A 26,580-nucleotide genomic window follows, 5' to 3' on the forward strand; every position below is an offset into this window, starting at 1 on the left:
ATGGACAGATGGTCCACCACGAGTCCTTCCAGTCCCCATCGCAGACCGCCGCGGGAGATCTTTGCCCGCGGCGGCGCCGCTGCGGTCGTGTCCTGGCGCCACACCCGGCCGCATCCTGAGCACTTGTAACGACGCACGCGGATCAGCAGCGTCGTGGGTCGGTGTCCGAAGGGTTCGTGCGCGAGCCTGCGCACCACCGTGTCCCGTGGCGTCCCCTCACATCCGCAGTGCTGGCACCACTGGTCTGGTTCAACGACTCGGCATTGGAGCATCGCTCGGTCGGGTTCCAGGTGTTGTCCGACGGCTTGGAGACCGAGCTCGTCGAGGCGGCAGAACGTGGTCAGGCAGGGCGCATCAAAAGTAGGGTGGGACATGTCGAGGTCTTCCGGGTGGGCAGTGTAGGAACTTCCATCTTCAGGGAGACCTCGACTCCTACACGGACAGCGACGCGCTCAACGGACTACACCCTCGTTCGAGAAGAGCCGGATACTTCACCGCCAGCCCCACCCCCTTCACCGAGCACGGAGACCTCGACATCCCGTCGTTCCGCGCGGTCGTGCGGTACTACCTGGACGAGGGGTCCCACGGCATCGTCATCAACGGCAGCAGCGGCGAGTGGTACGCGCAGCGGGCCGACGAGCGCGAGGCCGTCGCCGAGGCCGGGGTGGCGGAGGTCGCCGGGACGGTTCCCGCCATCGTCGGGGTCTCGAGCACGGACCCCGCCACCACCGCGCGGCTCATCCGGCACGCGGGCGAGATCGGCGCCGACGGCATCATGCTCTCGCCTCCGGCGGGCTGGCGGCTGGACCGCGACGAGCTCCTCGAGTACTACCGACGGGAGTGCGGCAGGACCGGGCTGCCCGTGATGGTGTACAACATCCCCGCGGATGTCGCGACGAACCTGGAGCCGGAGCTCATCGACGAGCTCGCCGACATCGAGAACGTCGTCGCCGTCAAGGAGAGCAACCGGGACGACCGCGCGCTGTACGAGACCTGCCGTCTCGTAGGCGACCGGATCCGCGTGTTCGGGAACCTGATGAACCGCCCCGGCCTGGGGCTCATGGCCAACGACTGGGGCGCCGACGGCTACATCGGCGGCGGGCTGCTCTTCGGCGGCGAGCTCATCCGCGCGCTCGAGCATCTCTGGTCGGGTGATTCCGAGGCCGCCCGCGAGTTCATCGACCGGCTCAACGCGCTGCAGCGGGACCTGGACGACATCGACGGCAACGGCATGTTCGGCGGCATCCCCGGGCAGCTCAAAGCCGCGCTCAACCTGCTCGGCCGGCCCGGCGGCTATCCGCGCTATCCGCGCCGGCCGGTGGAGGGAGAACAGCTGGAAGGCCTTCGGCGCTGCCTCCGCTCGCACGGATACGAGGTGTAGTCGATGCTGCTTTCCGCGACGGCGGCGACCGCCGAGACGGAGTCGCTGCCGCTCGAGATCATCCGGCGACGGGCCGAGGCGCAGGTGGCGCCGGCATCGTGGGCCTATCTCATGGCATCGGCCGGGGACGGCCGGTCGGCGCTGCGCAACCGGCTCGCCTACGAGTCGCAGGCGCTCTTTCCCCACCTCTGCCGGGACGCCTCGGCGGTCAGCACCCGGACCACCGTGCTCGGCAGCGAGCACGAGCATCCGATCGTGGTGGCGCCGATGGCGAGCCATCGGCTGTTCCACCCGTCGGGCGAGCCCGGCACCGCCGAGGGCGCCCGACGGGCGGGAGCGGTCCTCACCCTCAGCATGGAGTCCTCCGTGCACTGGGGCGAGGCAGGCGCGGAGCGCCACTGGTGCCAGATCTCCCCGCAGCGGGATCGCTCCGTCACTGAGGATCTCGTGCGCGCGGCGGAGGAATCCGGCGCGCAGGCGATCGTGCTCACCCTCGACACCCCGGTCTCGGGCATGCGCTACCGGCAGCGCGCGGCGCTGCCGCAGATGCCCGAGCACATCGGCCGTCCGATGCTGCAGCGCGCCGCGCAGGACTGGGGCGCGTTCACCTGGCCGGGGCTGGACTGGGAGGCGGTCGCGGCCATCGCGGAGCATGCGCGCGTTCCCGTGCTCGGGAAGGGCGTGCTGCGGCCTGCCGATGCGGAGCGCTGCGTGGACGCAGGTCTCGGCGGCGTGATCGTCTCGAACCACGGCGGCCGGAACATGGACCGTCTGCCGGCGCCGCTGGAGGTGCTCCCGGGCATCGCGGAGGCGATCGGCACGCGCGCCCTGGTGATGGTCGACGGCGGGATCCGCAGCGGCGGGGACGTGCTCATCGCCCTCGCGCACGGAGCGCACGCGGTCATGATCGGCCGCCCGGTGCTGTGGGGCCTCGCGGCGGACGGCGCCGACGGGGTCGAAGCGGTGCTGGCCGCGCTCCGCGACGAGCTCGAGCAGACGATGGCGCTGTGCGGGGTCCGTCGCATCGAGGAGATCGGCGCCGACCTGCTCGTGGCGGACCGTCCGCCCGAGGAACTCGGAATCGGCGCGAGGAGGCGCTAGATAGCTATGTGGCAGTACTACCAACCGGCCCCGACGGAGTTCGAGCGGGTGGAGGCGCCGGAACCGGAGCCCGACTCGCTCGAGGACGGCGAGGTCATCATCCGGTTCCGCGCGGGAGCGATCTGCGGAAGCGACATCCCGAAGTTCCTCGGGCACATCGACCCCGATCATCCGGACACCGGATGCCCCGGCGCACCGCTCCACGAAGTGGTCGGTACCGTGGAGGCGACCAGAGCCCCCGGCTTCGAGATCGGCCGACGCGTAGTGGGCTTCATCAGCGGTTCGCGAGGGCTCAGCGAGGTGATCAGCACGGCCGCGTCGATGCTCGTCGCGGTGGACGACCGGCTCGGGGACATCGAGGCGACGATGGTCCAGCCCCTGTCCACGGTGCTGAGCACCTTCTCCTACTGCTCGGACGTGCGCGGCCGCCGCGTCGCCGTGCTCGGGCTCGGGCCGCTCGGACTCCTGTTCACGCACGTGGCCAAGTCGATGGGCGCCGCGCACGTCGTGGGCGTCGACCGGGTGGACCGCTCGGACGTGGCGGAGCGGTTCGGCATCGACGAGTTCGTGCACCGCGACGTCCGGAGCTGGAGCCGGGAGCTCGACCCGGCCGACGCCCCGGACATGATCATCGAGGCCATCGGGCACCGGCAGGAGCACCTCGCCGATGCGGTCGAGGCGATCGCGGACAGCGGGCAGCTCGTGCTGTTCGGCCTGCCCGAGGACCACTACGTGTTCCCCATGCGCCGGTTCTTCCGCAAGAACCTCTCGCTGTGGGGCGGCACGACCCGCGACTGGAAGCGGTTCATGCCGGAGGCGCAGGAGTACGTGCTCGCGCACCCGCGACTGCCGAAGGACTACATCACCACGGTGTTCCCACTCGACGACGTGGCCGAGGCCTTCCAGTGCTACGCGACGCCCAAGCGCGGCCGGCTCAAAGTCGCGCTCACCCCGCCCGCCGAGGCCGCGAACCGCGGCCCCGGAACGACAGACCAGAGCAACCAATGAGGATGGAAATGACTACTCAACGAATCAGCATCGCCGCGAACCCGCGCATCCCCGCCCCGAAGAACGAGCCCGCGCGGGAGTTCCGCCCGGGATCGCCCGAGGCGGAGTCGGTGCTGCAGGTGATCGACCGTCTGAACAACGAGGTGCGCGAGATCACGCACATCGTCAACGGCGAGCGCATCGGCTCGGCGGAGACCTCCGACGTGGTCGCGCCGCACGATCACGGGCACGTGTATGCGACGCTTCCCGCGACGGATACGGCGGTGATCGATCGCGCCATCCAGGCGGCGCTGGACGCGCAGCACGACTGGAGCCGGACCCCGTGGTGGGAGCGCGCCGCGATCTTCCAGCGCGTCGGCGAGCTCGCCGCCGGCAAGTACCGCGATGAGCTCGTGGCGACCACGATGATCGGCCAGTCGAAGACCTTCCACCAGGCCGAGATCGACGCGGCCTGCGAGGTCACCGACTTCATGCGGTTCAACACGGCGCTCGCGGCCGAGATCTACGCCGATCAGCCGCCCTCGCTCACCGGCGATATCAACACCATCGATCAGCGGCCGCTCGAGGGCTTCGTCCTGGCGCTCACGCCCTTCAACTTCACGGCGATCGCGGCGAACCTGCCGACGACGCCCGCGCTCATGGGCAATACCGTCGTGTGGAAGACCTCCGAGAAGTCGGCGCTGTCGAGCGAGGTCCTGTACCGGGTCTTCGAGGAGGCCGGGCTCCCGCCCGGTGTGATCAACGTGGTCCACGGCTCGGGCAGGGCGATCGCGGAGCGGGCGCTCGCGCACCCGGATTTCGCGGGGCTGACCTTCACGGGATCGACGGAGGTGTTCCGCGGGTTGTGGAAGCAGGCCGCGCAGAACATCGACGCGTACAAGTCGTTCCCCCGCATCGTCGGCGAGACCGGCGGCAAGAACGCGGTGGTGGCCCACCCGACGGCCGACCCGGATGCGGCGCGGACCGCGTTGATCCGCGCGGCCTTCGAATATCAGGGGCAGAAGTGCTCGGCCGCGTCGCGCGCCTACATCGCGCGCTCGGTGTGGGAGGCCATCCGCGACGAGCTCGTGGAGACGGTCCGCTCGCTTCCGGTCGGCGACCCGACGAAGCACGAGACCTACGTCGGCGCGGTGATTGACGAGACTGCGCTGCGTCGCCTCGAGGATGCGTTCCGCCGAGCCTCCGAGCTCGAGAGCCACACGCTGCTCGCGGGCGGCGAGGTGCACGACGAGACGGGCTGGTTCGTGGAGCCGACCATCTACGAATCCACCGACCCGACGGCGTTCACGTTCCGGGAGGAGTTCTTCGGTCCGCTGCTCGCGGTGCACGTCTACGAGGACGAGGAGTTCGAGGACGTGCTGCCGCTGATCGATTCGGCCAGCGAGTACGCGTTGACGCTGTCGATCTTCGCCTCGGACCGGGCCGCGATCTCGCACGCCCTCGACGTGCTGCGGAACACGGCCGGCATGACGTACATCAACGACAAGCCCAGCGGCGCACTCATGGGCCAGGTCTCGTTCGGCGGCGGACGCGCCTCGGGCACGAACGACAAGACGGGCTCGCGGCTCGCGCTGCAGCGCTGGGTCAACGGTCGGTTCATCAAGGAATCGCTGGCCCCGGCCACGGATTGGACGTACCCCTACCTGCAGCGCTGATGCATTCGCGGGTGCGGCGGCTTGCGCGCCCGCGACTCCGCCGGGAGCCCCGCGATCTGCACGGATGGTGCGCAGGTCGCGGGGTTCCCGGCGGCGTGTTTGCGGCGGGCGCCGGGCTCGGGGGAGCGGCCGGCGCCCGGGACGCTACAGGCTCGCGATCGCCTCGTCCACCGCGTCGAGGCCGCGGTTGATCTGCTCATCGGTGATGATGCACGGCGGCACCACGTGGAGCCGGTTGTTCGAGGTGAACGGCAGCACGCCGCGCTCGAGCAGCGCCGACTTGAGCCGGCCGATGAACTCGTCCCCCACGGGGGTGCGGCGCTCGCGGTCGGACACGAATTCGATCGCCCAGAAGACGCCGCGGCCGCGCACCTCGCCGATCGACTCGTGCTTCCCGGCGAGTTCGCGCAGGCGCGGCCCGATGATCTCGGCGCCGATGCGGCGGGCGTTCTCGATGATGCCCTCGTCCTCCATCGCCTCGATCGAGCCGACGGCGGCCGCGCAGGCGAGCGGGTGGCCCGAATAGGTGAGCCCGCCCGGGAAGACGCGCTCGTCGAAGTCCGAGGCGATCTCCTCGGGGATGATGACCCCGCCGAGCGGCACGTAGCCCGAGTTCACGCCCTTCGCGAAGGTGATGAGGTCGGGTCGCACGTCCCCGAAGGCCTGGAACGCGAACCACTCGCCCGCACGGCCGAATCCCGCCATGACCTCGTCGAAGATCAGGATGATGCCGTACCGGTCGGCGATCTCGCGGACCCCCTGCAGGTAGCCCTCGGGCGGCGGCATGATGCCGGCCGTGCCGGGGATCGACTCGAGGATGATCGCGGCGATCGTCTCGGGGCCCTCGGACTGCACGACCCGCTCGAGGTGCTGCAGGGCGCGCTCGCACTCCTGCCGCTCGTCCTCGGCCCAGAACTCGGTGCGGTACAGGAAGGGCCCGAAGAAGTGCACGTGCCCGCGCGAGTACTCGTTGGGCAGGCGGCGCCAGTCGCCCGTCGCGACGATCGCCGAGCCGGTGTTGCCGTGGTACGAGCGGTAGGTCGACATGACCTTGTCCCGGCCCGTGTGGAGGCGGGCGAGGCGGATCGCGTTCTCGTTCGCGTCGGCCCCGCCGTTGGTGAAGAACACCTTCGAGAAGCCCTCGGGGGCGTGCTCGAGGACGAGCTCCGCGGCGCGTGCGCGCGCGGCGTTCGCGTGCGAGGGGGCCACTGTGGGGAGCTCGGCGAGCTGCCGCTCGATGGCCTCGATCACGCGCGGATGCCGGTGGCCGATGTTCGTGTTCACCAGCTGGCTCGAGAGGTCGAGGTACTCGTTGCCCTCGTAGTCCTCGACGACGCAGCCGTCGCCGGTCTTGATCGCGAGCGGCGCGAGCTTCGCCTGCGCCGACCAGGAGTGGAACACGGTGGCGAGGTCGGCGTCGACGACCTCGGCGTTGCTCGAGAACGCGGCGCCTGCGGATGAGGTGGAGTGGGTCATTTCGGCTGCTCCTTTGCTGCTGGTCGACGGGTGCGCGCAGCGCGCGCCGGGTAGTCCAAGCCTGCGACCCGGGGGCCGAGGACGCCACTGCCGAATTGGCGAAATCGCTGCCAGTTTGTGACAGTTCCGATACGCTGACCGGGTGGTGATGACGCTTCGCAATCTACTCGCCGAGCCTGACTTCGGGCTCCGCCTGCTGCCGGTCGAATCGGCCACGGCGGAGCAGCTCGACGCGGAGATCGCGTGGGTGCACTCCTCCGACCTGATGAATCCCACGCCGTGGCTCGACGGCGGCCAGCTGCTGCTCACCGACGGCGGGCAGTTCGCGCCGGCGGACGGGCCGGACGCCGGGGGCCAAGAGGCGTCGGGCGCGTTCGCGCAGGAGGCCGCCGCGTACGTCGCGCGCCTCAAGGCCTGCGGCATCCGCGGCCTCGGATTCGCGGTGAACGTCGTGCATCGTCAGGTGCCGAGGGCGGTGGTCGCGGCCTGCGTCGAGGCGGGGCTGCCGCTCGTCCTCGTCCCCTCCTCGACGCCGTTCATCCGCATCATCCGCCGGGTGGCCGACGCGATCGCCGAGGACCGGCACGAGCGCCTGCAGTGGTCCATCCGCGCCCAGCGCGCGGTGGCGCGGGCGACGCTGCGGCCCGACGGCCTGGCCGCCACCCTGCGCGAGCTCGAGACGCAGCTCGGCTGCTGGGTGGCGCTCTTCGACTCGATCGGCCGCCGGGTGCCGGTGCGCACGCAGCGCGACGTGCCCGAGGAGGCGCGCGAGGAGCTCGAGCGGGCCGTCGCCGGCGCGCTGCGCGGCGGGCGGCGCTCGGCCGCCCGGCTGAGCGACCGGGCGCAGGCCATCACGCTGCAGACCATCGGCCAGGCCGACCGGCTCCGCGGCGTGCTCGCGATCGGCACCGCCGTGCCGCTGGATCCGGCCGGCAGCGACCTCGTCGCGAGCGTCGTGGGCATCGCCTCCGTCGCGATCGAGCAGGGCCGCGCCCTCGACAGCGCGCGCAGGGGCCTGCGCATGGGTGTCATGGAGCTCTACCTCGCGGGATCGGGGGAGGCGGCGGCCCGCGCGCTGCGCGACATGAACGCGTGGGTGCCGGAGGGCATCATCCGCGTGGCCGTGGCGCGGGGCACGCAGGACTGGACCCTGATCGTGGACGAGCTCGAGCTGCTCGCGGCGGATGCGCGGTTCGTCTTCGCGCGCGTGCGGGGCGACCTCATGGTCATCTACCCGGCCGATGCCGAGCCGCCCCTGGAGTTCGTCGCGCGCGAGGGACTGCGCGCGGGCATCTCGGCCCCGGTGACGGTGCGCGAGATCCCGAGGGCGAAGGAGGACGCCGAGCACGCGCTGCGCCGCGTGGCCGAGGACGGCGGGACGCTCGAGTTCGATCGGCTCGCCGAGAACGGCCTGCTCTCGTGGCTGGATGCGGCGGACGGCGGTGTGCTCGCCGAGCGGATCCTGCGGCGCCTGCGCGCCCGGGCGGATGCGCGCGAGCTCACGGAGGCCCTGCTCGTCTGGTACCGGCACAACTGCGCGTGGGATCCCGCCGCGCGCGAGCTCGGCATGCACCGGCACACGCTGCGCTCGCGCATCAAGTCGGTGGAGGCGGTGACGGGCCTCGACCTGGACGTGTTCCACGACCGTGCCGAGCTCTGGCTCGCCCTGCAGCTCGCCCCGTCCCCCTGACGCAGGCTCCGCCCCCTGCCTGCCCCCGCCCCGTCCGCTCCGCCCGGCGAATCTTGGCGGGTCCCGGTGGGGTTCGGCACCTCGGAACCGCCGGGGCACGCCAAGATCCGGAGGAGGGGCGAGATCCGGAGGAGGGGCGAGGTCCGGGTGGCGGGATCTTCAGGCCGGAGCGGCCGCGATCAGGCGCGCAGGGCGAGCGCGAAGGGCAGCACCGCCGCGGCGCCGGCGAGGCGCAGCTCCCGGGCGCAGACCGTCATCGTCCACCGCGAGACGACCACGTCGTCGACCAGCAGCACCGTCCGGCCGCGGACGGCTTCGGCCTGCTCGGGCGAGAGTCCGAACGCCGCGTGCAGGTCGCGGAGCCGGAAGGCGCTGTTGACGTCCGGGCCGCCGTGCTCGCGCAGCGGCCGCAGGTCGCCGAGGTCCTCGAGCCTGCCGGCCGCGGCGAGGCCCTCCGCGAGCGAGCGCACCGTGACCGGGCGGCGTGCGCTGGGCACGGCGATGACGCAGTCGGGCCGCTGCGTCCATGGCCAGTCCTTGAGCGTCCGAAGGCACAGGGCGCCGATGTCGTCGGGGATCGGCGCATCCGGCGCATCCGCCGCGAGGAACTCGCGCAGGCGCTGCCCGGCGCCGAGGTCGGTGAACCGGGCGATGGCCCGCCCCTCCTCCGCGCGCTCCTCGGCGGGGATGCGACCCTTGAGCGCCACCCCGAGGTGGTCCATGCCGGTGGGCCACTGGCCGCGCACCTCGATGGGGAGCCCGACGCCGTCGAGCAGCTCGCGGGCGCGGTCGCTCGCCCCCTCGCTCACCCGCTCGTCCCACCATCGGCCGGCGCAGTTGTCGCAGCGCCCGCAGTCCCGCGGATCCGGGTCGTCGAGCGCCTCGGTGAGGAAGCGCATCCGGCACGTCGAGGCGGCCTCGTAGTCGAGCATCGCCCGCGCCTCGGCCCGGCGCACCTCGGCCACGTGCGCGTACCGCTCCGCGTCGTAGCGCCAGCCCGCGCCCGTCGACTTGTAGCCCCCGCGCACCCGGCGCACGGCGCCGTCCACGCTCAGGGTCTTCAGCAGCAGGTCGAGCCGGCTGCGGCGGACGCCCACGCGCGCCTCGAGCGTGGGGACGGAGAGCGTCCCCTCCGCGTCGAGCGCCTCGAGCACCGCCCGTGCATCCTCCTCGGAGGGCATGGAGGCCGTCGCGAAGTACTCCCAGATCTCCCGATCCTCGGGGCCCGGCAGGAGCAGCACGTCCGCGGAGTCGGCGGCGCGGCCGGCGCGGCCCACCTGCTGGTAGTAGGCCACGGGGGAGGAGGGCGCGCCGAGGTGCACGACGAAGCCCAGGTCCGGCTTGTCGAAGCCCATGCCGAGGGCCGAGGTGGCCACGAGCGCCTTGAGCTCGTTGTCCTTGAGCGCGCGCTCGAGCCGCTCGCGCTCCTCGGGATCGGTGCCGCCCGTGTACGTGGCCACGTTCCAGCCCGCCTCGCGGAGGGCCCGGGCCGTGTCCTGCGCCGCCGAGACCGTGAGGGTGTAGACGATGCCCGAGCCCCAGAAATCGCCCAGGTGCTCCGACAGCCAGGCGAGCCGCGCCGTCGGCGCCTGCGTCGGCGCGACCCCCAGGCGCAGGGAGTCGCGCGCGAGCGGGCCGCGGATCACCGTGGTGTCCTCGCCGAGCTGCTCGGCGACGTCGGCGACCACGCGCGAGTTCGCCGTGGCGGTGGTCGCGAGCACGGGCGTCTGCGCGGGCAGCTCGCGGATCATCGCGCCGATCCGCCGGTAGTCGGGGCGGAAGTCGTGGCCCCAGTCCGAGATGCAGTGCGCCTCGTCCACGACGATCATGCCGATCGAGTCGAGGAGGCCCGGCAGCACCGTGTCGCGGAAGGACGGGTTCGTGAGCCGCTCGGGCGAGACGAGCAGGACGTCGACGACGCCCGCCTGCAGCTCGGCGTGCACGGCGTCCCACTCCGCGGCGTTCGCGGAGTTGAGCGTGCGGGCGACGACGCCGGCGCGGGTGGCCGCGCCCACCTGATCGCGCATGAGCGCGAGCAGCGGCGAGACGATGAGCGCGGGGCCGCGGCCGGCCTGGCGCATGAGCTTCGCCGCGAGGAAGTACACGGCCGACTTGCCCCAGCCGGTGCGCTGCACGACCAGCACGCGACTGCGCCGGGCGACGAGCGCCTCGATGGCCTCGTACTGGCCGGAGCGCAGCTCGGCGTCGGGGCTCCCGGTCAGCTGCTCGAGCAGCCGGGTCGCCGCCTCGTGCAGCGATTCGCCGGCTCCCGCCGCGCCCTGCCCGTCCTGCGTCGTCTGCGCTTCCATGCCGCCTCCTCATCCGTTCGGCCGCCATCCACTCTAGGAGGAGCCCCGGACATCGGCGCCCGGGCGGCGGCGCGCCCTCCGCGAAGGCGCCGAGACGCACCCGAGGCGTCCCCGATCCCGCGCCCCGGGGACGGCGAGGGGCGCCGACTAGACTGGCCGCATGGCAGGCAGGGGATCGCGCGAATCGCAGAGCGGCGAGGGCAGGGGCCTCATCGGGTCGCTGACCAAGGGGCTCCAGGTTCTCGACCTGTTCAGCGCCGAGCACCGGGAGCTCAGCATCGGGCACATGGCCGAGCAGCTGGGCATCCACCGCTCGAGCGCGTCGCGGATCGCCGCGACGCTGGCGATGAGCGGCTACCTGCAGCAGGTCAACGCGCCCGGCACCTACCGCCTCGGGCAGCGGCTCGCGGCGCTGGGCGAGCTGGCGGGGCGCCCGGCGGGGCTTACGGACATCATCGTGCCGCACCTCGAGCGGCTCGTCGAGATCACCGGCGAGACCGGGCACCTCGCCGTGCTGCGGGGGCCGGACACCTCGACGATCGCGGTCGTGGACGGCTGGCACACCGTGCGGATGCACTCGTATGTCGGCAAGCAGGCCCCCGCGTACGTGAGCTCCATGGGCAAGGCGCTCCTGGCGGGGCTCCCCGAGAGCACGCTGCAGGACCTCTTCTCCGCCGTGGACCTGCTGCCGCGGACGGAGCGCACGATCCGCACCTTCGACGAGCTCGAGGCGGATCTCCGGCGCCTCCGGGAGCGCGGCTACGGCGTCGACGACGAGGAGCTCGAGCAGGGCCTGCGCTGCGTGTCGGCCCCGGTGTTCTCGCCGAGCGGGGCCGTCGACGCGAGCATCAGCATCTCGGGCCCCACCCAGCGCATCACGCCGGAGCGCATCCCGCTCATCGGGGAGCGGGTCCGCTGGCACGCGTGGCAGGCCTCGCTCGCCCGGGGCGCGACGAGGACGCCGGAGGGCTGGACGGAGGCGCCGACCGCGCAGCCCGAGGAGTACGTCGCGCGATAGGCGGGAGCCGGGACGGCAGGAGCGCCCGCCGGGATCCGACGGGCGCCCCTGCGAAGACCTCGGCTAGCGGCCGTCTGCGGCCGATCGCGTCGATGCCGCGGCGATCGCGTCGCCGGCGCGCAGCCCCATGACCATCCCCACCGCGAGGGTCGCCCCCGGGCCCGGGTAGCCGTCGCCCGTCCAGAACGCGGAGGCGTTGCCGACCGCGTAGACGCCGTCGAGCGGACGGCCGCCGCGCAGGATGCGGCCGTGCGTGTCCGTGACCGGGCCGCCCTTGGAGCCGATCGATCCCGAGTAGATCCGAGTGGCGTAGTACGGCGCGCGGTCGATGGGACCGAGGTTCACGGCCGGGCCTGCCCAGGGATCGCCGTAGTAGCGGTCGTAGGCGTTCTCGCCGCGGTGCAGGTCCTCGTCGGCCCCCTGCTCGGAGAGGCGGTTCCAGCGGGCGACCGTCGACTCGAGCGCGGCCGGCTCGATGCCGAGCTCCCGGGCCAGCGCCCCGATCGACTCGGCCGTGCGGATGTGCTCCGGCAGCTCGCCGGTCGCGGGCAGGCCGGGGAACGGGTACCGGGCGCGGAAGCCCTCGTCGAAGACCAGCCAGGCGACGCTGTTCGGGCATTCGCCGGCCTCGTCCCGCTCGTGCATCTTCTTGCCGAACTCGTTGTACGGGGAGGCCTCGTCGATGAACCGCTCGCCGCGGGCGTTCACGATGATGGACCGGGGGACGCCGCGCTCGCGGACGAGCCCGCGGGGGTACGGCCGGCCGTCGAGCTCCTCGCCCGGGACGAGCGCCATGGGCATCCACCAGCCGTCCGATTCGTTGGCGATGTCCGCGCCGAGGCTCCGGGAGATCTCGAGCGCGGCGCCGGTGTTCGTGGGCGCCGATGCCGAGACTGAGAGCCCCGCGGGAAGCAGCTCGGCCCTCAGGCCCGGGTCCGCGTCGTAGCCGCCGGTCGCGAGCACCACGGCCCCGGCGTCGAGCGTCTCGGAGCCCTCGGGGGTGTCGAGCACGAGGCGCCGGGCGCCCCCGGCCTCCTCGACGCCGCGCAGCGACGCCCTCGGGCGCAGCTCCGCCCCGGCCCGCACCGCGCCGTCGACGAGGGCGGCGGCCAGGGCGTGGCCTCCCGTGCGCCCGCCCTCCTCGAAGCGCTTCGCGAGCAGGGGCGCGTCGATGCGCTCGGGGAACCGCCATTCCTCCCATTCGGCGTGGGTGATCGGCGAGTAGCTCGGCGGGTAGCGCACCTGCCGGGCCTCCTCGACCAGGACCCGGGTGTCGAGCACCGCCATGTCGAAGCACCGCCCGCCGGTGCTCGCGCCCTCGAGGTGCTGGTGGTAGTCGGGGTAGTTCGGGCACACGACGAACCGGTGCGGGCTGCGGGCCTCGACGAACTCGCGGAGCCTCGGGGCCGTATCGACGAAGGCGTCGACGAACTCCGGCCATCTCCGGTCGAACAGCCGGCGGAGATAGGATTTCGCGAGCTCGGGGCTGTCGCCGCTGTTCGCGGGCGTCCCGTTGGCGGGGATCCACACGCGGCCGCCCGACAGCGCGGTGGTGCCGCCGAAGCGCTCGCCCGATTCGATCACGAGCGTGCGGAGGCCGGCCGAGGCCGTGCGGATCGCGGTCACGAGGCCGGCGGCGCCGCTGCCGGCGACGACCACGTCGAAGGATGATGCGGACTGCGGATTCTGGGGCATGGGTCAGGCCTCCGGGAGGTTGAGGACGATGAGTCGGGGATCGGTCATGTCGTGGACGGCGTACTTCGGGCCTTCCTGCCCGTGGCCGCTCTCCTTGACGCCCCCGTAGGGCATCTCGTCGGCGTGATAGCTCGAGGTGTCGTTCACGATGAGCCCGCCGACCCGGAGCCGCCGGAACGTGCGGAAGGCCGCGTTCACGTCGCTCGTGAAGAGCCCGCTCTGCAGCCCGTAGGCGCCGCTGTTGATCATGTCGACGCCCTGCGCGAGATCGTCGATGGGCACGACCGAGACGACCGGTGCGAAGACCTCGTCCCTCAGGACCCTCGAATCCCGGTCGGGCTCGACGAGGAGCGCGGGGGCGAGCACGGGGCCGGAGCGGTCGCCGCCGACGGCCTTCGCCGCCGTCCGGCGCGCCTCCGAGATCCACTCCGCGGCCCGCTCGGCCTCCCGGGGGTCGATGAGCGGCCCGACATCGGTGCTCGCGTCGAAGGGATCGCCGGCGACCAGTCCCTCGACGCGCCGCTCGAGCGCGGCGACCAGCTCGTCGAGCCGGGAGCGGTGCACGAGCACGCGCTGCACGCTGGTGCAGACCTGCCCCGCCTTCCGGTATCCCGCCCGCGAGACGGCCGCGGCGGCGGCCTCGACGTCCGCGGTCGAGTCGACGAGCGTGGCGCTGTTCGAGCCCAGCTCGAGCTGCGTGCGCGCGAGGCCGGCGCGGGCCGAGATCCGGCGGCCGACGCCGGTGGAGCCGGTGAACGTGTAGAAGCGGACCCGCGGGTCGCCGACCAGCGCGTCGCCGAGCACCGATCCCGAGCCGCAGACGAGCTGCAGGAAGCCCGGAGGCAGACCTGCCTCGTGAAACGCCTGCACCGCATTGATCGCGCTGAGCGGGGTCTTGTCGGCAGGCTTGAGGATCACCGCGTTCCCCGCGGCGATGGCGGGCCCGACCTTGTGCGCCACCGTCGACAGCGGGGCGTTGAACGGCGCGATCGCCACGACCACCCCGACGGGGACGCGGACGGTGAACGCCAGTCTGCTGGCGTGCCCCGGGCCGGAGAGGGGTACCTGCTCGCCGGCGATCCGGATCGCCTCCTCGGCGCTGAGGCGGTAGATGCGCGCCGCCCGACGGAGCTCGTTCTCCGCATCGGACCGGGTGAAGCCCGTCTCCGACATGTAGTCGCGCACGATCCGCTCCGCGTCCGACTCCATGCGCTCGGCGACGTCGCGGAGGGTTCGCGCCCGCTCCTCCGCAGGGGGAACGCTCTCCGCGGCGCGGACCGCGTGCTCGATCGCCTGCTCGACCTGCCGGGGCGTCGCCTCGACCACCTCGGCGATCCGCTCCTGGCGGTAGCGGTCCGTCACCGCCTTCGTCGGACCCGTCCGCCATTCGCCGTCGAGATAGAGGCCACTGGGATGCACTGCCACGGATTTCCTCCTTCGTCTTCCTGAGCGGCTCTGCCGAGGAAGTTTGACTTGCGAAACCATGGTGTCCTAGTGTTTCGTATTGCGCAAGTCATTGCGCATAGAGCAATGACGCGACCGTATGGCGAAGAGTCCCGAAGGAGTGGCAATGGCGAGATCCGGTGCAGAGCTGATCAGCGAGTACCTCATACAGGAGCAGGTCCCGTACGTCGTCGGGCTCTGCGGGCACGGCGACCTCGGCCTCCTCGACGGCCTGTTCGACCGGCAGGACGAGTTGCAGACCATCTCGACGCAGCACGAGTCGATAGCCGGGTTCATCGCGGACGGCTACTACCGCGTCGCGCATCAGCCGATCGCGACCTTCACGTCGTGCGGGCCCGGCTCGGCGAACCTCCCGGTGGCGCTCGGCTCGGCCTTCATGGACGACTCGGCGTTCCTGGCCATCACGGGCAACGTCCCGACCTCGCAGTTCAACAGGACGCCCTTCCAGGAGACCGGGCGCTACCACCAGGCCGACTTCCCGAGCGTGGTCCGCCCCTACGTGAAGCGCTCGTACCAGGCGACCAGGCCCGAGCAGCTCCCGCTCATGCTGCGCCAGTCGTTCTCGCTCATGCGCCGGGGCCGCCCGGGCCCCGTGCACCTCGACGTGCCGCTGGACGTGTTCGCCGAGAAGACGGAGGAGCCGCTACAGAGCCCCGCCGAGTGGAACACCGGGGCGGTCCCGCAGCCCGGCGCGAGCCCCGAGGAGATCGAGCGCATCCGCGAGCTGATCCTCGAGTCCCGTCGCGTCGTGATCGTCTCGGGCTCGGGCGTCGAGTCCTCCGAGAGCGAGGCGGCGCTGCTGGCCTTCGCCCGCGCGCACCGGATCCCCGTCGCGACCTCGCCGCTCGGCAAGTCCACCTTCCCCGCCGAGGACGAGCTCGCGCTCGGCGCGACGGGGCGCAACGGCACGTACGCGGCGAACCGGGCGGCGCGGGGCGCCGACCTCGTGCTCGCGTTCGGCACCCGGTTCGACGACCGGTCCACGAGCTCCTGGCTCGAGGGGTACACGTACCGCTTCCCCGAGACCAGGCTCGTGCACGTGCACATCGACCCCCAGGAGCTCGGGCGCAACTTCCCGCCCACCGTGCCGGTGATCGGCTCGCCCGCCACCGTGCTCCGCCAGCTCGCCGAGGCGATGCGGGAGACGGACTACCGCTCCGAGGACGCGTACCTCGACGAGGTGGCGGCCTGGAAGCGGAAGTGGTTCGAGCATGTCGCGCCGAACCGCGGCGCGGAGGGCGGCCCGCTGCGCCCGGAGCGGCTCGTCGCCGACCTGCGCGCGGTCCTGCCCGACGACGGCATCCTGTTCAGCGACGTGGGCATCCACCACAACTGGCTGGTGCAGGAGTGGGAGCCGCGCGAGCCGCGGACGTTCCACCAGAGCTGGGGGTTCGCCTCGATGGGCTTCGGCCTGGGCGGCGTGATCGGCTCGTACCTCGCCGCACCCGAGCGCAAGCACGTCGCGGTCGTCGGCGACGGCGGGTTCCTGATGCTGCCGAGCGCCGTTGCCACGGCCGTCCAATACGACGTGCCGGCGACGTGGATCGTGTGGAACAACGGCGGCTTCCAGTCGATCCGCGACCAGCAGCGCCTCTACTTCGGCGCGGACCGCGAGCTCGCCACGACCTTCCTCGGCGCCGACGGCGCCCCGTACGAGGCCGATCACGCGGCCCTCGCCCGCTCGCTCGGCGCGGAGGGCATCACCGTGACGCACTCCTCGGACCTCTCAAGCGCGCTCGAGACGGCGATCGCCTCCGAGCGGCCGACGGTCGTCGACGTCTCGGTCACGGACGCCGTCGGCCTGCCGGCCGCGGCGACCTGGGCGCTGCCGCCGCTCGACCACCCCCGCCCCGGCTTCGGATGGCCCGACGCATGAGGACGGCGATCGTGAAGACCGGGCCGGGCCGCGGCCGCACCGAGGTGCGGGAGCTCCCCACTCCAGCCCCCGGGCCCGGGGAAGTGCTGCTCGAACTCGTGTACGCGGGCATCTGTCACACGGACGTGAACATGATCGAGGGCGCGTACGGCCCGGGCTCGGGATACAGCCCGACGTACCCGGTCGTCCTGGGGCACGAGTTCACGGCCCGCGTGGTCGCGCCCGGCCCCGGCGTCGCCGGGTTCGCCGCCGGCGACCGCGTGGTGAGCGGATGCCACCTCACGTGCGGGCGATGCCGCTGGTGCAGGGGCGGCCGGTCGATGCTCTGCAGCGAGCGCGAGGTCATCGGCCTCGACACCGACGGCTGCTGGGCGAGCGAGTTCGTGATGCCCGCGCGGAACCTCGTGCAGGTGCCGGAGGGCGTCTCGGACGAGCTCGCGGGGCTGGCGGAGCCGTTCGCCGTCGGAGCCCACGCTGTCGACCGCGCCGAGATCCGCGAGGGCGAGCGCATCGCCATCGTCGGCCCCGGCACCGTCGGGCTGCTCACGCTCGGCGCCCTGCCCGGGTACGAGGTCACGATGATCGGGCGGAGGGCGGACGCGGCGCAGGTGCGGCTCGCGCTCGAGTACGGCGCGATCGCCGCGCTCGTCACGGAGGACGCGGCGGCGGAGCGCGGCGCGTTCGACGTCGTCTTCGAGACCGCGGGCACTGCCGAGGCGGCGAGCTTCGCGGCGGAGCTGCTCGGCCCCGGGGGACGGCTGGTCTGCGTGGGGCTCCCGACCGCGCCGGCGGCCATCGACACCGCCCAGCTGGCGTGGCAGGAGCGCTCGGTGCTCGGCTCGCGCGCCTACGACATCTCCACCTGGAGCACGATCCCCCGGCGCCTGGAGCAGGCGCCCCAGCTCGAATCCATCGTGACGCACACCCTGCCCCTCGATCGCTTCGAAGAAGCGATGCGCCTGCTCGAGTCGCGAGAGGCCGTCAAAGTCCTGCTGCACCCCTGATACCGGCGCCGCGAAGGCCCCCGGCCGAGCGCCGCCGCACCACCCTGAGATTCCTCGACGAAGCGGAACACGCAATGACAATGAACCCACCCGTCCACCCGACCGACACCCCCGAGCCGCCGGCGAAATCGCCTCGGCAGGCGAGAAGGGCCTTTGCCGCCGGCGCGATCGGCACCGCGATCGAGTACTACGACTTCTTCGCGTACGGCACGGCCGCCGCCCTGGTGCTCAACACCCTGTTCTTCCCGGCGTTCGACCCGATCGTGGGCACGCTCGCGGCCTTCGCCACCTTCGCCGTCGGCTTCATCATGCGGCCGATCGGCTCGTTCATCTTCGGCCACATCGGCGACAAGCTCGGCCGCAAGCGCGCGCTCGTGCTGTCGCTCCTGCTGATGGGCGTGGCGACCCTCGGCATCGGCCTGCTGCCCACGTACGCGACGATCGGCGTGATGGCGCCGGTACTGCTCGTGCTCATGCGCCTGCTGCAGGGCCTCGCCCTCGGCGGCGAGTGGGGCGGCGCCACCGTGCTCGCCGCGGAGTACGCCGGGCCGCACAACCGCGGCTTCGTCGGCAGCCTCGTGCAGCTCGGATCGCCGATCGGCCTGCTGCTCTCCTCGGGGGCGTTCGCGCTCGTGGGGCTCATGCCCGATGACGCCCTGCACTCGTGGGGCTGGCGTCTGCCGTTCATCGCCAGCGCGCTGCTGGTGGTCGTGGGGCTGTGGATCCGCACCCGCCTCGAGGAGTCGCCCGAGTTCACGCGGGCGAAGTCCTCCGGCGAGATGTCCTCCAAGGTGCCGGCGATCGACGTGTTCCGCTACTCGTGGCGCGAGCTCCTCACCGCGGTCGCGGTGCGATTCGCGCCCGACATCGGCTTCTACGTGTTCGCCACGTTCATCGTCAGCTACGCCGTGGGCACCGTGGGCCTGCCCGAATCGAACATCCTCCTGGGCGTCGCCGTGGCGGCGGCGATTGAGGTCTGCCTCATCTCCTTCTTCGGCCACCTCAGCGACCGCTTCGGGCGCCGCCCCCTGTACATCGCGGGCTGCCTGGTCTGGATCGCGCTCGCCTTCCCGGCCTTCATGCTCATCGACACGGGGCAGCCGGCGCTGGCCTGGATCGCCATCATCCTGGCCCTGGCCGTGGCTCACGCGATGACCTGGTCGATCGGCGCCTCGCTCAACTCGGAGCTCTTCCCCACCCGCTACCGGCTGACCGGGGCGAACTTCGGGCTGAGCATCTCCGGGATCGTCGCCGGGGGACCGGCCGCCCTGATCGCGAGCTCGCTGGTGATCTGGGCGAACGGGAGCTCCTGGGGCGTCTCCGGCTACATCGTCCTGGCGGGCGTCATCTCGCTCGTCGCGATCATCGCCGCCCCGGAGACCTCGAAGCGCAGCCTCTCGGTCGACTACACGGGCGGGATCCCGACCGTGGGGGACGGGGACACCGCGCGCACCGCGAATGGGAAGGGGTGAGCCGTGGCCGACACAGTACTCGTCACCGGAGGAGCCGGCTTCATCGGCGCTCCACTGGCCCGGCGCCTCGCGGACAGGGGCGACCGCGTCGTCACCTTCGACCGCGAGCCCGCGCGGCATGCGGATATCCCGCACATCGTCGGCGACATCACCTCGCGCGCCGAGGTCCGGGAGCTGATCGAGCGGGTCTCGCCCGCCGCGATCGTCCACACCGCCGCGGTGGTGGGCGTCGCGGCCAGCGTCGGCGCCGGCCTCATGCCGACGGTGCAGGTGAACATCGCCGGCAGCGTGAACCTCTTCGAGGCGGCGCTCGAGCACGGGGGAGTCCGGCGGATCCTCGACCTGTCCTCCGAGGAGTACTACGGCGACTTCGCCGAGGAGCCGCTCGGCGAGGACGCCCCGGCCGCGCCGATCTCGCCCTACGGCATCTCGAAGTTCGCGGTGGAGCGGCTGGGGCGGTACTACGCCGAGGTGCGCGGGCTGCCGTACGTCGCCGTCCGGCTCTCCTGGGTGTTCGGCCCCGATTTCCCGCGCGCCCGGCTACCCGAGACCTGGCTGCAGGACGCTGCCGAGGGCCGGACCAGCGCGCTGGCGCGCGGCGGTGACCAGCGCATCGACTTCACCTACCTCGCCGACGTGGTCGAAGGCATCCTCGCCGTCCTCGACGCACCCGCGCTCGAGCATCGCGCGTACAACCTCGCCTCCGGGACGGGGACCTCGATGCGCGAGCTCGCCGAGGCGATCCGGCGCATCGCGCCGGAGTGGGACGTCGAGCTCGGCGACGGCGGGCTCGAGCTCGCCCCGGGCGTCCGGGCGGCGAGGAAGGGCGCATACGACATCTCCCGCATCCGCGCGCTCGGCTACGCGCCGAGCTACGGCCTCGAGGACGCGCTCCGGGACCGGCTGGCGGGGATCCGCGAAGAAAGGACCGACGCATGACGAACACCGACGCATCCCTCGCGCTCGCGGGGGCCACCTACAGCTGGATGCACCAGGACACCCTCGAGCACGCCCTCGACGCGCTCGCCGAGGTCGGCTTCGCCCAGGTGGAGCTGACGACGGCGGGGCCGCACATCCAGGCGCGCTCGGCGGGATTCCTCGAGCGCTACCAGCTCCGGCGGCGCCTGGACCGCCTCGGGCTCGCCCCGACCTCGGTGAACCCCGGGTTCCTCGACATCAACCTGCTGAGCCCGCACAACGACTTCCGCGAGCTCAGCGTGGAGGTGCTGCTCGGCGAAATCGAGTTCGCCGCCGATATCGGCGCGCCCATCGTGGTGGTGATGTGCGGCCGGCGGCACGCGCTGTCCCCGGCCCCGGACGAGGCGTGCCGGTGGTGGCTCGACCGGGCCTTCGACAGGCTGCTCTCCCGCGCGGAGGCGCTCGGCGTCTCGCTCGCGATGGAGGTGAACCCGTACGGCTACCTCGGCAGCGCGCGGGACCTGATGGAGATCGCGGACCGCTACGACTCCGAGCACCTCGGCATCGCCTACGACGTCGCGAACACGATCAACCAGGAGGACGTCGCCGAGGGGGTGCGGACCGCCGCGCCCCGGCTGAAGATCGCGCATGTGAGCGATACGTGGCGGGACGAGTGGGCGCACACCTCCCCGGGCCGGGGCGAGGTCGACTTCCGCGCCTACGCGGACGCGCTCCGGGAGGTCGGCTACGCGGGGCCCACCGTGTACGAGCTCATCGACATGGAGCCGCCCGAGCCCAAGCTGCGGGCGGACATCGCGGAGCTCGGCCGGTACGGATGGAGCACGGAGCTCGTCGGGGCGCTGCCGTAGTCCCTCGAGAACCGAGCGGGGCCGGGCCCGCAGCGAACTCGCTGCGGGCCCGGCCCCGTCCTGCACCTCTGCCGCGGACTAGTCGTTCTGCGGGAAGCCGAGGTTGATGCCGCCGTGGCTCGGGTCGAGCCAGCGGGTGGTGATGGCCTTCTGCTGCGTGAAGAAGCGGACGCCCTCGGCGCCGTGCGCCTTGGTGTCGCCGAACAGCGAGGCCTTCCAGCCGCCGAAGGAGTAGGTGGCGATGGGCACCGGGATCGGCACGTTCACGCCGATCATGCCGACCTCGATGTCGCGCTGGAAGCGGCGGGCGGCGCCGCCGTCGTTCGTGAAGATCGCGGTGCCGTTGCCGAACGCGCCCGAGTTGATGAGCTCGATGCCCTCGTCGAAGGTCTTCACGCGCACGACCGAGAGCACCGGGCCGAAGATCTCCTCGGTGTAGACCTTGGAGTCGGTGGGCACCTGGTCGATCAGGGTCGGGCCGAGCCAGTAGCCGCCGGCCTCGCCGTCGACCTCGATGCCGCGGCCGTCGACGACGACCTTCGCGCCGTCCTGCTCGGCGATCTCGATGTAGCCCGCGACCTTGTCGCGGTGCTGCTGGGTGACGAGCGGGCCCATGTCGCAGCCGCGGCGGCCGTCGCCCACGCGGAGCTTGCCCATGCGCTCGACGACCTTCTCGATGAGCTCGTCGGCGACGGGCTCGACGGCGACGACGACCGAGATGGCCATGCAGCGCTCGCCCGCGGAGCCGAAGCCCGCGTTGATGGCCGAGTCGGCGACGAGGTCGAGGTCGGCGTCCGGGAGGACGAGCATGTGGTTCTTCGCGCCGCCGAGGGCCTGCACGCGCTTGCCGTGCGCGGTGCCGGTCTCGTAGACGTACTTCGCGATCGGGGTCGAGCCGACGAAGGAGACCGAGGCGACCTCGGGGTGCGTGAGCAGCGAGTCCACCGCGACCTTGTCGCCGTGGAGCACGGTGAAGACGCCATCGGGCAGGCCGGCCTCCTTCCAGAGCTCGGCGAACCAGTTCGCCGCGCTCGGGTCCTTCTCCGAGGGCTTGAGCACGACCGAGTTGCCGGCGGCGATGGCGATCGGGAAGAACCACGCCGGCACCATCGCCGGGAAGTTGAACGGGGAGATGATCGCGGCGACGCCGATGGGCTGCTGCACCGAGTGGATGTCGAAGCCGGTCGAGACCTGCTCCGAGAAGTGGCCGCGGAGGTGGTTGGTGATGCCGCAGGCGTACTCGACGACCTCCTGGCCGCGCGAGATCTCGCCGAGGGCGTCGTCGAGCACCTTGCCGTGCTCCGAGGTGATGATCTCGGCGAGCTCGCCCTTGCGCTCGTTGAGCAGCTCGCGGAACTTGAAGATCACCGCGGTGCGACGGGCCAGCGAGACGTCGCGCCACTTGAGGTAGGCGGCGTGCGCGGTGGTGACCGCTTCATCCGCGATCTCCTGCTCCGCGAGCGCGACGCGCTTGGTCTCGACGCCGAGAGCCGGGTCGAAGACGGCGGCGGTGCGGGAGTCAGCGGGAAGAACTTCGGTTCCGTTGATCCAGTGTCCCAGGATGGGGAGGTCGCTCATGCGGATCCTTTCGTAGCTGAAGCGATGGTGACTCCAACGCTAGGAGTCCCGTACCCCGAATCGTAGTGCAATATTGTCGAATTGTCCTAACAAAGTTTGCCAAGATGGCAGACGGGATGTCCGCATCGGCGCTGGGCCCCGATGCCGGGCGCCGCGAATCCGCCCGAAAATCCCCGGTCGGCGCGGGGTTCGCCCAGGGCCGTACGGGGTTGCTTCAGGCCTGCTCAGGGTTGCTCAGGGCTGCGCAGAGTTCGCCCGGGGCTGCGCGAGGTTGGCTCGGGACTGCACGGGGTGGCTCGGGGCTGCGCGGCGTTCGTTCAGGGCTGCACGGGGCGCAGCCAATTCGTCACCACGGAGGCGAACTGCTCCGGGTGCGTCGTGTTCCACTCGTGGCCCGCGCCGGGGATCACCTGCATCGTGGCGTCCCGCATCGATTCCACCACCTCGCCCGAGGGCCGGCGGTTCGCGCGGTCGTTGCCGCCGACGACCACGAGCGTCGGGCACTGGATGCGGTACAGCTCGGGCCGCAGGTCGAGGTCGGTCAGCGAGTCGAGCACCTGCAGCATGTCCTGCTTGGTCAGGCCCGAGCCGCCGTCCGCGATCGAGCGGCCGGCCACGGCGCGCTCCGGCAGGGCGCTCATGATGGCCCGCTGCATCCGGTAGAGCGCCTTCGGCGGCCGCGCCACGGGCGCCGAGAGGATGAGCCCGGAGACGCAGTCGGGCTCGAGCGCGGCGGCGCGGATGGCGATGATGGCGCCGAGGGAGACGCCCACGAGCACCGCGGGCTCCTCGCTGCGGTCGATCACGTCGGCGAGCGCCCAGCGGGCCGCCGCGTCCAGTGAGAAGGGCTCGTGCGCCGGGGCGCTGACCGAGGGGATGGTCGTGACCCCGGGGTCGATCCACTCGGGCAGGTGCGTGAGCACTCCGTCCCAGTCGCTCGGCGACTGGCCGAGACCGTGCAGAAACTCCACTGGTATCGCGCTCATGCGTTCCATTGTTCCCTATCGGCGGGGTCGGGTGGGCGCTCCGGCTGCTGTTCCGGATGCGAATAGGCGCCGGGTCCCGGATATCCGGGTCTGCGGGCTATTCGCATCCGGAACAGCAGCCCGCCGGAAGCACCTGGGGCCGTAGGCGGCGGGCCGGAGGCCCCGGGGACGGCGGGCCGAAACCTCCGCGGGCAGTGGGGCGGAGCCCCGGGGCGGCCGCGGGCCCTGGAAACGGGAGGCGCCCCGGGCGTCGGAGCCGGTCCGACGCCCGGGGCGCAACTGCAGCGCCGGTCAGAGGCCCGCGCCCGAGGGCGAGACGATGATCTTCACCGCCGTCTCGTTGTTGTTGATGAGGGTGTCGAAGCCCTCGTCCACGAGGTGCTCGAGGCCGATGCGGCCGGTGATGAACGGCTCCAGGTCGACCTTGCCCTCCTCGACGAGGCGGATGGCCTCGGGGTGGTTGTTCGCGTAGCCGATCGTGCCGCGGAGGTCGATCTCCTTCATCACGAGCTTGTGCATGTCGAACGGCGGCTGGTGGCCCCAGATCGAGACCACCGTGAGGACGCCCTGGGGGCGGATCGCGTCCATGAGCGTGTTGAGGACCACGTCCACGCTCGTGCACTCGAACGCGACGTCCGAGCCGCGGCCGTCGGTGAGCTTGCGGACCTCCTCGACCACGTCCACCTCGCGCGGGCTGAAGACGTGGTCGGCCACGCCGCTGCTGAGCGCCTTCTCGCGGCGGATGGGGCTGAGCTCGGACATGATGACGGTCACGCCCTTGGCCTTGAGCACCGCGGCGGTGAGCAGGCCGATGGGTCCGGCGCCGCCGATGAGGGCGACGTCGCCGGCCTCGGCGCCGGAGCGCTCGACCGCGTGCGCGCCCACGCTGAGCGGCTCGATGAGCGCGGCCTGGTCGAGGGGCAGGCTCTCCGAGATGGGGTGCACCCAGCGGCGCTCCACGGCGATCTTCTCGCCGAGCCCGCCGCCGCGGCCGCCGAGGCCGATGAAGTTCATGTCGGGCGAGAGGTGGTAGGCGCGGTTGCGCTCGCTCGTGTCGACGTCCTCGCGGATGATGTAGGGCTCGACCACGACGTGGTCGCCGACCCGGACGTCGTCCACGCCCTCGCCGACCGCGTAGACCACGCCCGAGAACTCGTGGCCGAGGGTCACGGGGGCGGATTCGCCCGAGATCGGGTGGGGCTTGCCGGCCTCGGGCACGAAGATCGGGCCGTCGAGGTACTCGTGCAGGTCGGTGCCGCAGATGCCGCACCAGGCGACGTCGATGCCGACCGTGCCGGGCCTCACCTCGGGTTCGGCGATGTCTTCGATGCGGATGTCGTGGTTGTCGTAGTAGCGGGCGGCCTTCATGCTGCTCTCCTCCTCGAAGTGCGGGTGGGAGTGGCCGGGCCGGTGTGGTCTGGCCACAAGGCGATTGTAGTCCGGGCGGCTTGCCGTTCGGGGAGAGCGAAGGCCCGTGAGTATTCGTATACCGGTGGTATACAGTTGGTCGCGATGCGATGGGGCGGCACGGACCGAGGAGGCGGCATGCACCGGACGCTGGAGGACCTCAGGACCTATCGGCCCGAGCCGGGGGTCCCCTGGGCGCTGCTCGACGCGACGATCATCGACGGCACCGGCGGCCCGGCGTTCGGCCCGGCCCACGTGGTGATCCTCGACGGCAGGATCAGCCGGGTGCTGGCGCGGCACGACGCCCTCGCCGGGCTCGCCGACGGCGACTACTCGGCGCGCTACCCGGACGAGGTCGCGCCCGAGCACCGCTTCTCGCTCGAGGGCATGCACCTGCTGCCGGGCTTCATCGACGCGCACGCCCACATCGGCGCCCCCGACCAGGTGGAGTCCACCGACTACGTGTTCAAGCTCTGGCTCGGTCACGGCATCACCAGGGTGCGCGAGGTCGGCTCGCTCGGCATCGGCTTCGGGAGGATGGCCGAGGCGGCGCGGCGGAGCGCCGCCGGCGAGCTGGCCGCGCCGATCATCCACCCCTATCTGACCTTCGGCAGGGAGGACGTCGCGCCGCCGCCGCGGACCGGCGACGAGGCGCGCGCGTGGGTGCGCGCGGCCCGCGAGCACGGCGCGCTCGGGGTGAAGTTCTTCGGCGCGGCGCCCGAGCTCATGCGCGCCGCGCTCGCGGAGTGCCGCGCGCTCGACATGGGCTCCGCGTGCCACCACTCGCAGCAGACCTCGCCCCGGGCGAACGCCCTGCAGACGGCGCGCTGGGGGCTCGGGAGCATCGAGCACTCCTACGGGCAGGCGGAGGCGATGTACGCCGACCGCGTGCTGCCCGCGGTGCCCGCCGAGTTCAACTACTCGGACGAGGCGATGCGATTCCGGGAGGCGGGCAGCCTCTGGGTGCAGGGGGCGCGGCCCTCGGACTCGCAGTGGGGCGACTTCCTCGACGAGCTCGTCGGGCTCGGCACGACGCTCGTCCCCACTTTCGCGGTCTACAACGCGGCGAGGGACGCCGAGCGCGCCCGCAACCGCGAGTGGGTGCGCGAGTACGTGTCGCCGCGGCTCGCCCGCTTCTTCACGCCGTGCGCGCACCGGCACGGATCGTTCTTCGCCGACTGGACCACGGAGGACGAGGTGCTGTGGAAGGAGCAGTACCGCATCTGGATGCGCTTCGTGCGCGACTTCGCGCTCCGCGGCGGGCGGGTCTGCGCCGGCAGCGACCCCGGCTTCATCCACTCGCACTACGGGTTCTCGTTCGTGGACGAGCTGGAGCTGCTGCGCGAGGCCGGCTTCCAGCCGCTCGAGGTCATCCGCGCGGCCACGCTCCACGCCGCGGAGCTGCTCGGCATCGACGGGGAGACCGGGTCGATCGAGGCGGGCAAGAGCGCGGACCTCGTGCTCGTGGGGGAGAACCCGCTGCGCAACCTCAAGACGCTGTCGGGCGTCGGGCACTACTCGATGGACGAGGGCGGCGCCGTGGTGCGCCGCGGCGGGGTCGAGATCGCCGTCGTCGCCGGGCGGGTGGTCGACGCCAGGCGGGCGCTGCGGGAGGCCCGGGAGTTCGTCGCGGCGTGCGCTGAGGCGTAGGCGGCGGATCGCGGCGCGCCGGG

General features: G+C 72.1%; 19 protein-coding genes and 1 pseudogene. 12 read left to right on the plus strand and 8 right to left on the minus strand.

Features of this window, described 5'->3' with window-relative positions; translation table 11 throughout:
- Positions 1–374, minus strand: a 374-nt coding sequence (locus tag FM112_RS09250; RefSeq protein ID WP_140400642.1) for a transposase family protein, incomplete at its 3' end; no start/stop codon positions are given.
- A 119-nt stretch (positions 375–493) separates the two neighbouring features.
- Here FM112_RS09250 and FM112_RS09255 point away from each other — a divergent pair.
- From FM112_RS09255 to pruA, 4 genes and pseudogenes are all read left to right on the plus strand, one after another.
- A pseudogene (locus FM112_RS09255) lies at positions 494–1,381 on the plus strand (dihydrodipicolinate synthase family protein); the annotation flags it as partial.
- A gap of 3 nt (positions 1,382–1,384) precedes the next feature.
- The gene (locus FM112_RS09260) at positions 1,385–2,482 is read left to right on the plus strand and encodes an alpha-hydroxy acid oxidase (protein ID WP_087006772.1); all 1,098 of its coding nucleotides are present in this window, start codon (positions 1,385–1,387) and stop codon (positions 2,480–2,482) included.
- Between the two features lie 6 nt (positions 2,483–2,488).
- On the plus strand, positions 2,489–3,490 hold the full coding sequence (locus FM112_RS09265; RefSeq protein ID WP_087006775.1) for a zinc-binding dehydrogenase: 1,002 nt from the start codon (positions 2,489–2,491) through the stop codon (positions 3,488–3,490).
- A gap of 8 nt (positions 3,491–3,498) precedes the next feature.
- A complete protein-coding gene (gene pruA / locus FM112_RS09270) occupies positions 3,499–5,145 on the plus strand; it encodes an L-glutamate gamma-semialdehyde dehydrogenase (protein WP_087006777.1) in 1,647 nt (548 codons plus the stop codon).
- Positions 5,146–5,289: 144 nt separating this feature from the next.
- Here the strand turns inward: pruA and FM112_RS09275 are convergent, their stop codons facing one another.
- On the minus strand, positions 5,290–6,621 hold the full coding sequence (locus FM112_RS09275) for an aspartate aminotransferase family protein (RefSeq protein ID WP_087006779.1): 1,332 nt from the start codon (positions 6,619–6,621) through the stop codon (positions 5,290–5,292).
- A gap of 148 nt (positions 6,622–6,769) precedes the next feature.
- Between FM112_RS09275 and FM112_RS09280 the strand changes: the two genes are divergently transcribed.
- A complete protein-coding gene (locus FM112_RS09280) occupies positions 6,770–8,311 on the plus strand; it encodes a PucR family transcriptional regulator (RefSeq protein ID WP_087006781.1) in 1,542 nt (513 codons plus the stop codon).
- 179 nt (positions 8,312–8,490) lie between these two features.
- Here the strand turns inward: FM112_RS09280 and FM112_RS09285 are convergent, their stop codons facing one another.
- Positions 8,491–10,620 carry an ATP-dependent DNA helicase RecQ gene (locus FM112_RS09285; protein WP_087006783.1) on the minus strand — a complete coding sequence of 710 codons (2,130 nt, stop codon included), beginning with the start codon at positions 10,618–10,620 and terminating at the stop codon, positions 8,491–8,493.
- 160 nt (positions 10,621–10,780) lie between these two features.
- On the opposite strand from FM112_RS09285, the gene FM112_RS09290 reads away from it, so the two are divergent.
- Entirely contained in the window at positions 10,781–11,638 is an 858-nt protein-coding gene (locus FM112_RS09290; RefSeq protein WP_087006785.1) for an IclR family transcriptional regulator, read from the plus strand.
- Positions 11,639–11,701: 63 nt separating this feature from the next.
- On the opposite strand, the gene FM112_RS09295 is transcribed toward FM112_RS09290, so the two are convergent.
- Positions 11,702–13,333, minus strand: a complete 1,632-nt coding sequence (locus FM112_RS09295) for an FAD-dependent oxidoreductase (RefSeq protein WP_087006787.1) — start codon at positions 13,331–13,333, stop codon at positions 11,702–11,704.
- Positions 13,334–13,336: 3 nt separating this feature from the next.
- Entirely contained in the window at positions 13,337–14,758 is a 1,422-nt protein-coding gene (locus tag FM112_RS09300) for an aldehyde dehydrogenase family protein (RefSeq protein WP_176386764.1), read from the minus strand.
- Positions 14,759–14,903: 145 nt separating this feature from the next.
- Here FM112_RS09300 and FM112_RS09305 point away from each other — a divergent pair, with 145 nt between their 5' ends.
- The 5 genes from FM112_RS09305 to FM112_RS09325 all read left to right on the plus strand — a co-directional run bounded on the left by FM112_RS09305 (position 14,904) and on the right by FM112_RS09325 (position 20,936).
- The gene (locus tag FM112_RS09305; protein ID WP_087006791.1) at positions 14,904–16,673 is read left to right on the plus strand and encodes a thiamine pyrophosphate-binding protein; all 1,770 of its coding nucleotides are present in this window, start codon (positions 14,904–14,906) and stop codon (positions 16,671–16,673) included.
- The gene (locus tag FM112_RS09310) at positions 16,670–17,677 is read left to right on the plus strand and encodes a zinc-binding dehydrogenase (protein WP_176386765.1); all 1,008 of its coding nucleotides are present in this window, start codon (positions 16,670–16,672) and stop codon (positions 17,675–17,677) included. Before FM112_RS09305 ends, FM112_RS09310 begins: the two co-directional genes overlap by 4 nt.
- A gap of 74 nt (positions 17,678–17,751) precedes the next feature.
- Positions 17,752–19,149, plus strand: coding sequence for an MFS transporter (locus FM112_RS09315; RefSeq protein WP_087006795.1), 1,398 nt, complete (start codon positions 17,752–17,754; stop codon positions 19,147–19,149).
- A 3-nt stretch (positions 19,150–19,152) separates the two neighbouring features.
- Entirely contained in the window at positions 19,153–20,088 is a 936-nt protein-coding gene (locus tag FM112_RS09320) for an NAD(P)-dependent oxidoreductase (protein WP_087006797.1), read from the plus strand.
- On the plus strand, positions 20,085–20,936 hold the full coding sequence (locus FM112_RS09325; protein ID WP_087006799.1) for a sugar phosphate isomerase/epimerase: 852 nt from the start codon (positions 20,085–20,087) through the stop codon (positions 20,934–20,936). The genes FM112_RS09320 and FM112_RS09325 overlap by 4 nt, the downstream gene beginning before the upstream one ends.
- Positions 20,937–21,014: 78 nt before the next feature.
- On the opposite strand, the gene FM112_RS09330 is transcribed toward FM112_RS09325, so the two are convergent.
- The 3 genes from FM112_RS09330 to FM112_RS09340 all read right to left on the minus strand — a co-directional run bounded on the left by FM112_RS09330 (position 21,015) and on the right by FM112_RS09340 (position 24,868).
- Complete coding sequence (locus FM112_RS09330; protein ID WP_087006801.1) at positions 21,015–22,514, minus strand: CoA-acylating methylmalonate-semialdehyde dehydrogenase; 1,500 nt, start codon at positions 22,512–22,514, stop codon at positions 21,015–21,017.
- Between the two features lie 317 nt (positions 22,515–22,831).
- Positions 22,832–23,500 (minus strand): alpha/beta fold hydrolase, encoded by a 669-nt coding sequence (locus tag FM112_RS09335; protein WP_176386766.1) that lies wholly within the window; start codon positions 23,498–23,500, stop codon positions 22,832–22,834.
- 291 nt (positions 23,501–23,791) lie between these two features.
- Entirely contained in the window at positions 23,792–24,868 is a 1,077-nt protein-coding gene (locus FM112_RS09340; RefSeq protein ID WP_087006805.1) for a 2,3-butanediol dehydrogenase, read from the minus strand.
- A gap of 177 nt (positions 24,869–25,045) precedes the next feature.
- Here FM112_RS09340 and FM112_RS09345 point away from each other — a divergent pair, with 177 nt between their 5' ends.
- On the plus strand, positions 25,046–26,557 hold the full coding sequence (locus tag FM112_RS09345; protein WP_176386767.1) for an amidohydrolase family protein: 1,512 nt from the start codon (positions 25,046–25,048) through the stop codon (positions 26,555–26,557).
- Positions 26,558–26,580: the final 23 nt, after the last annotated feature.

It is taken from the genome of Gulosibacter sp. 10 (assembly GCF_900163695.1).
Classification (GTDB): domain Bacteria; phylum Actinomycetota; class Actinomycetes; order Actinomycetales; family Microbacteriaceae; genus Gulosibacter.

Coding starts and splice junctions, on each gene's coding strand:
- FM112_RS09260 (WP_087006772.1), top strand. CDS start 1,385: ATGCTGCTTTCCGCGACGGCGGCGACCGCCGAGACGGAGTCGCTGCCG.
- FM112_RS09265 (WP_087006775.1), top strand. CDS start 2,489: ATGTGGCAGTACTACCAACCGGCCCCGACGGAGTTCGAGCGGGTGGAG.
- pruA (WP_087006777.1), top strand. CDS start 3,499: ATGACTACTCAACGAATCAGCATCGCCGCGAACCCGCGCATCCCCGCC.
- FM112_RS09275 (WP_087006779.1), bottom strand. CDS start 6,621: ATGACCCACTCCACCTCATCCGCAGGCGCCGCGTTCTCGAGCAACGCC.
- FM112_RS09280 (WP_087006781.1), top strand. CDS start 6,770: ATGACGCTTCGCAATCTACTCGCCGAGCCTGACTTCGGGCTCCGCCTG.
- FM112_RS09285 (WP_087006783.1), bottom strand. CDS start 10,620: ATGGAAGCGCAGACGACGCAGGACGGGCAGGGCGCGGCGGGAGCCGGC.
- FM112_RS09290 (WP_087006785.1), top strand. CDS start 10,781: ATGGCAGGCAGGGGATCGCGCGAATCGCAGAGCGGCGAGGGCAGGGGC.
- FM112_RS09295 (WP_087006787.1), bottom strand. CDS start 13,333: ATGCCCCAGAATCCGCAGTCCGCATCATCCTTCGACGTGGTCGTCGCC.
- FM112_RS09305 (WP_087006791.1), top strand. CDS start 14,904: ATGGCGAGATCCGGTGCAGAGCTGATCAGCGAGTACCTCATACAGGAG.
- FM112_RS09310 (WP_176386765.1), top strand. CDS start 16,670: ATGAGGACGGCGATCGTGAAGACCGGGCCGGGCCGCGGCCGCACCGAG.
- FM112_RS09315 (WP_087006795.1), top strand. CDS start 17,752: ATGACAATGAACCCACCCGTCCACCCGACCGACACCCCCGAGCCGCCG.
- FM112_RS09325 (WP_087006799.1), top strand. CDS start 20,085: ATGACGAACACCGACGCATCCCTCGCGCTCGCGGGGGCCACCTACAGC.
- FM112_RS09330 (WP_087006801.1), bottom strand. CDS start 22,514: ATGAGCGACCTCCCCATCCTGGGACACTGGATCAACGGAACCGAAGTT.
- FM112_RS09335 (WP_176386766.1), bottom strand. CDS start 23,500: ATGAGCGCGATACCAGTGGAGTTTCTGCACGGTCTCGGCCAGTCGCCG.
- FM112_RS09340 (WP_087006805.1), bottom strand. CDS start 24,868: ATGAAGGCCGCCCGCTACTACGACAACCACGACATCCGCATCGAAGAC.
- FM112_RS09345 (WP_176386767.1), top strand. CDS start 25,046: ATGCACCGGACGCTGGAGGACCTCAGGACCTATCGGCCCGAGCCGGGG.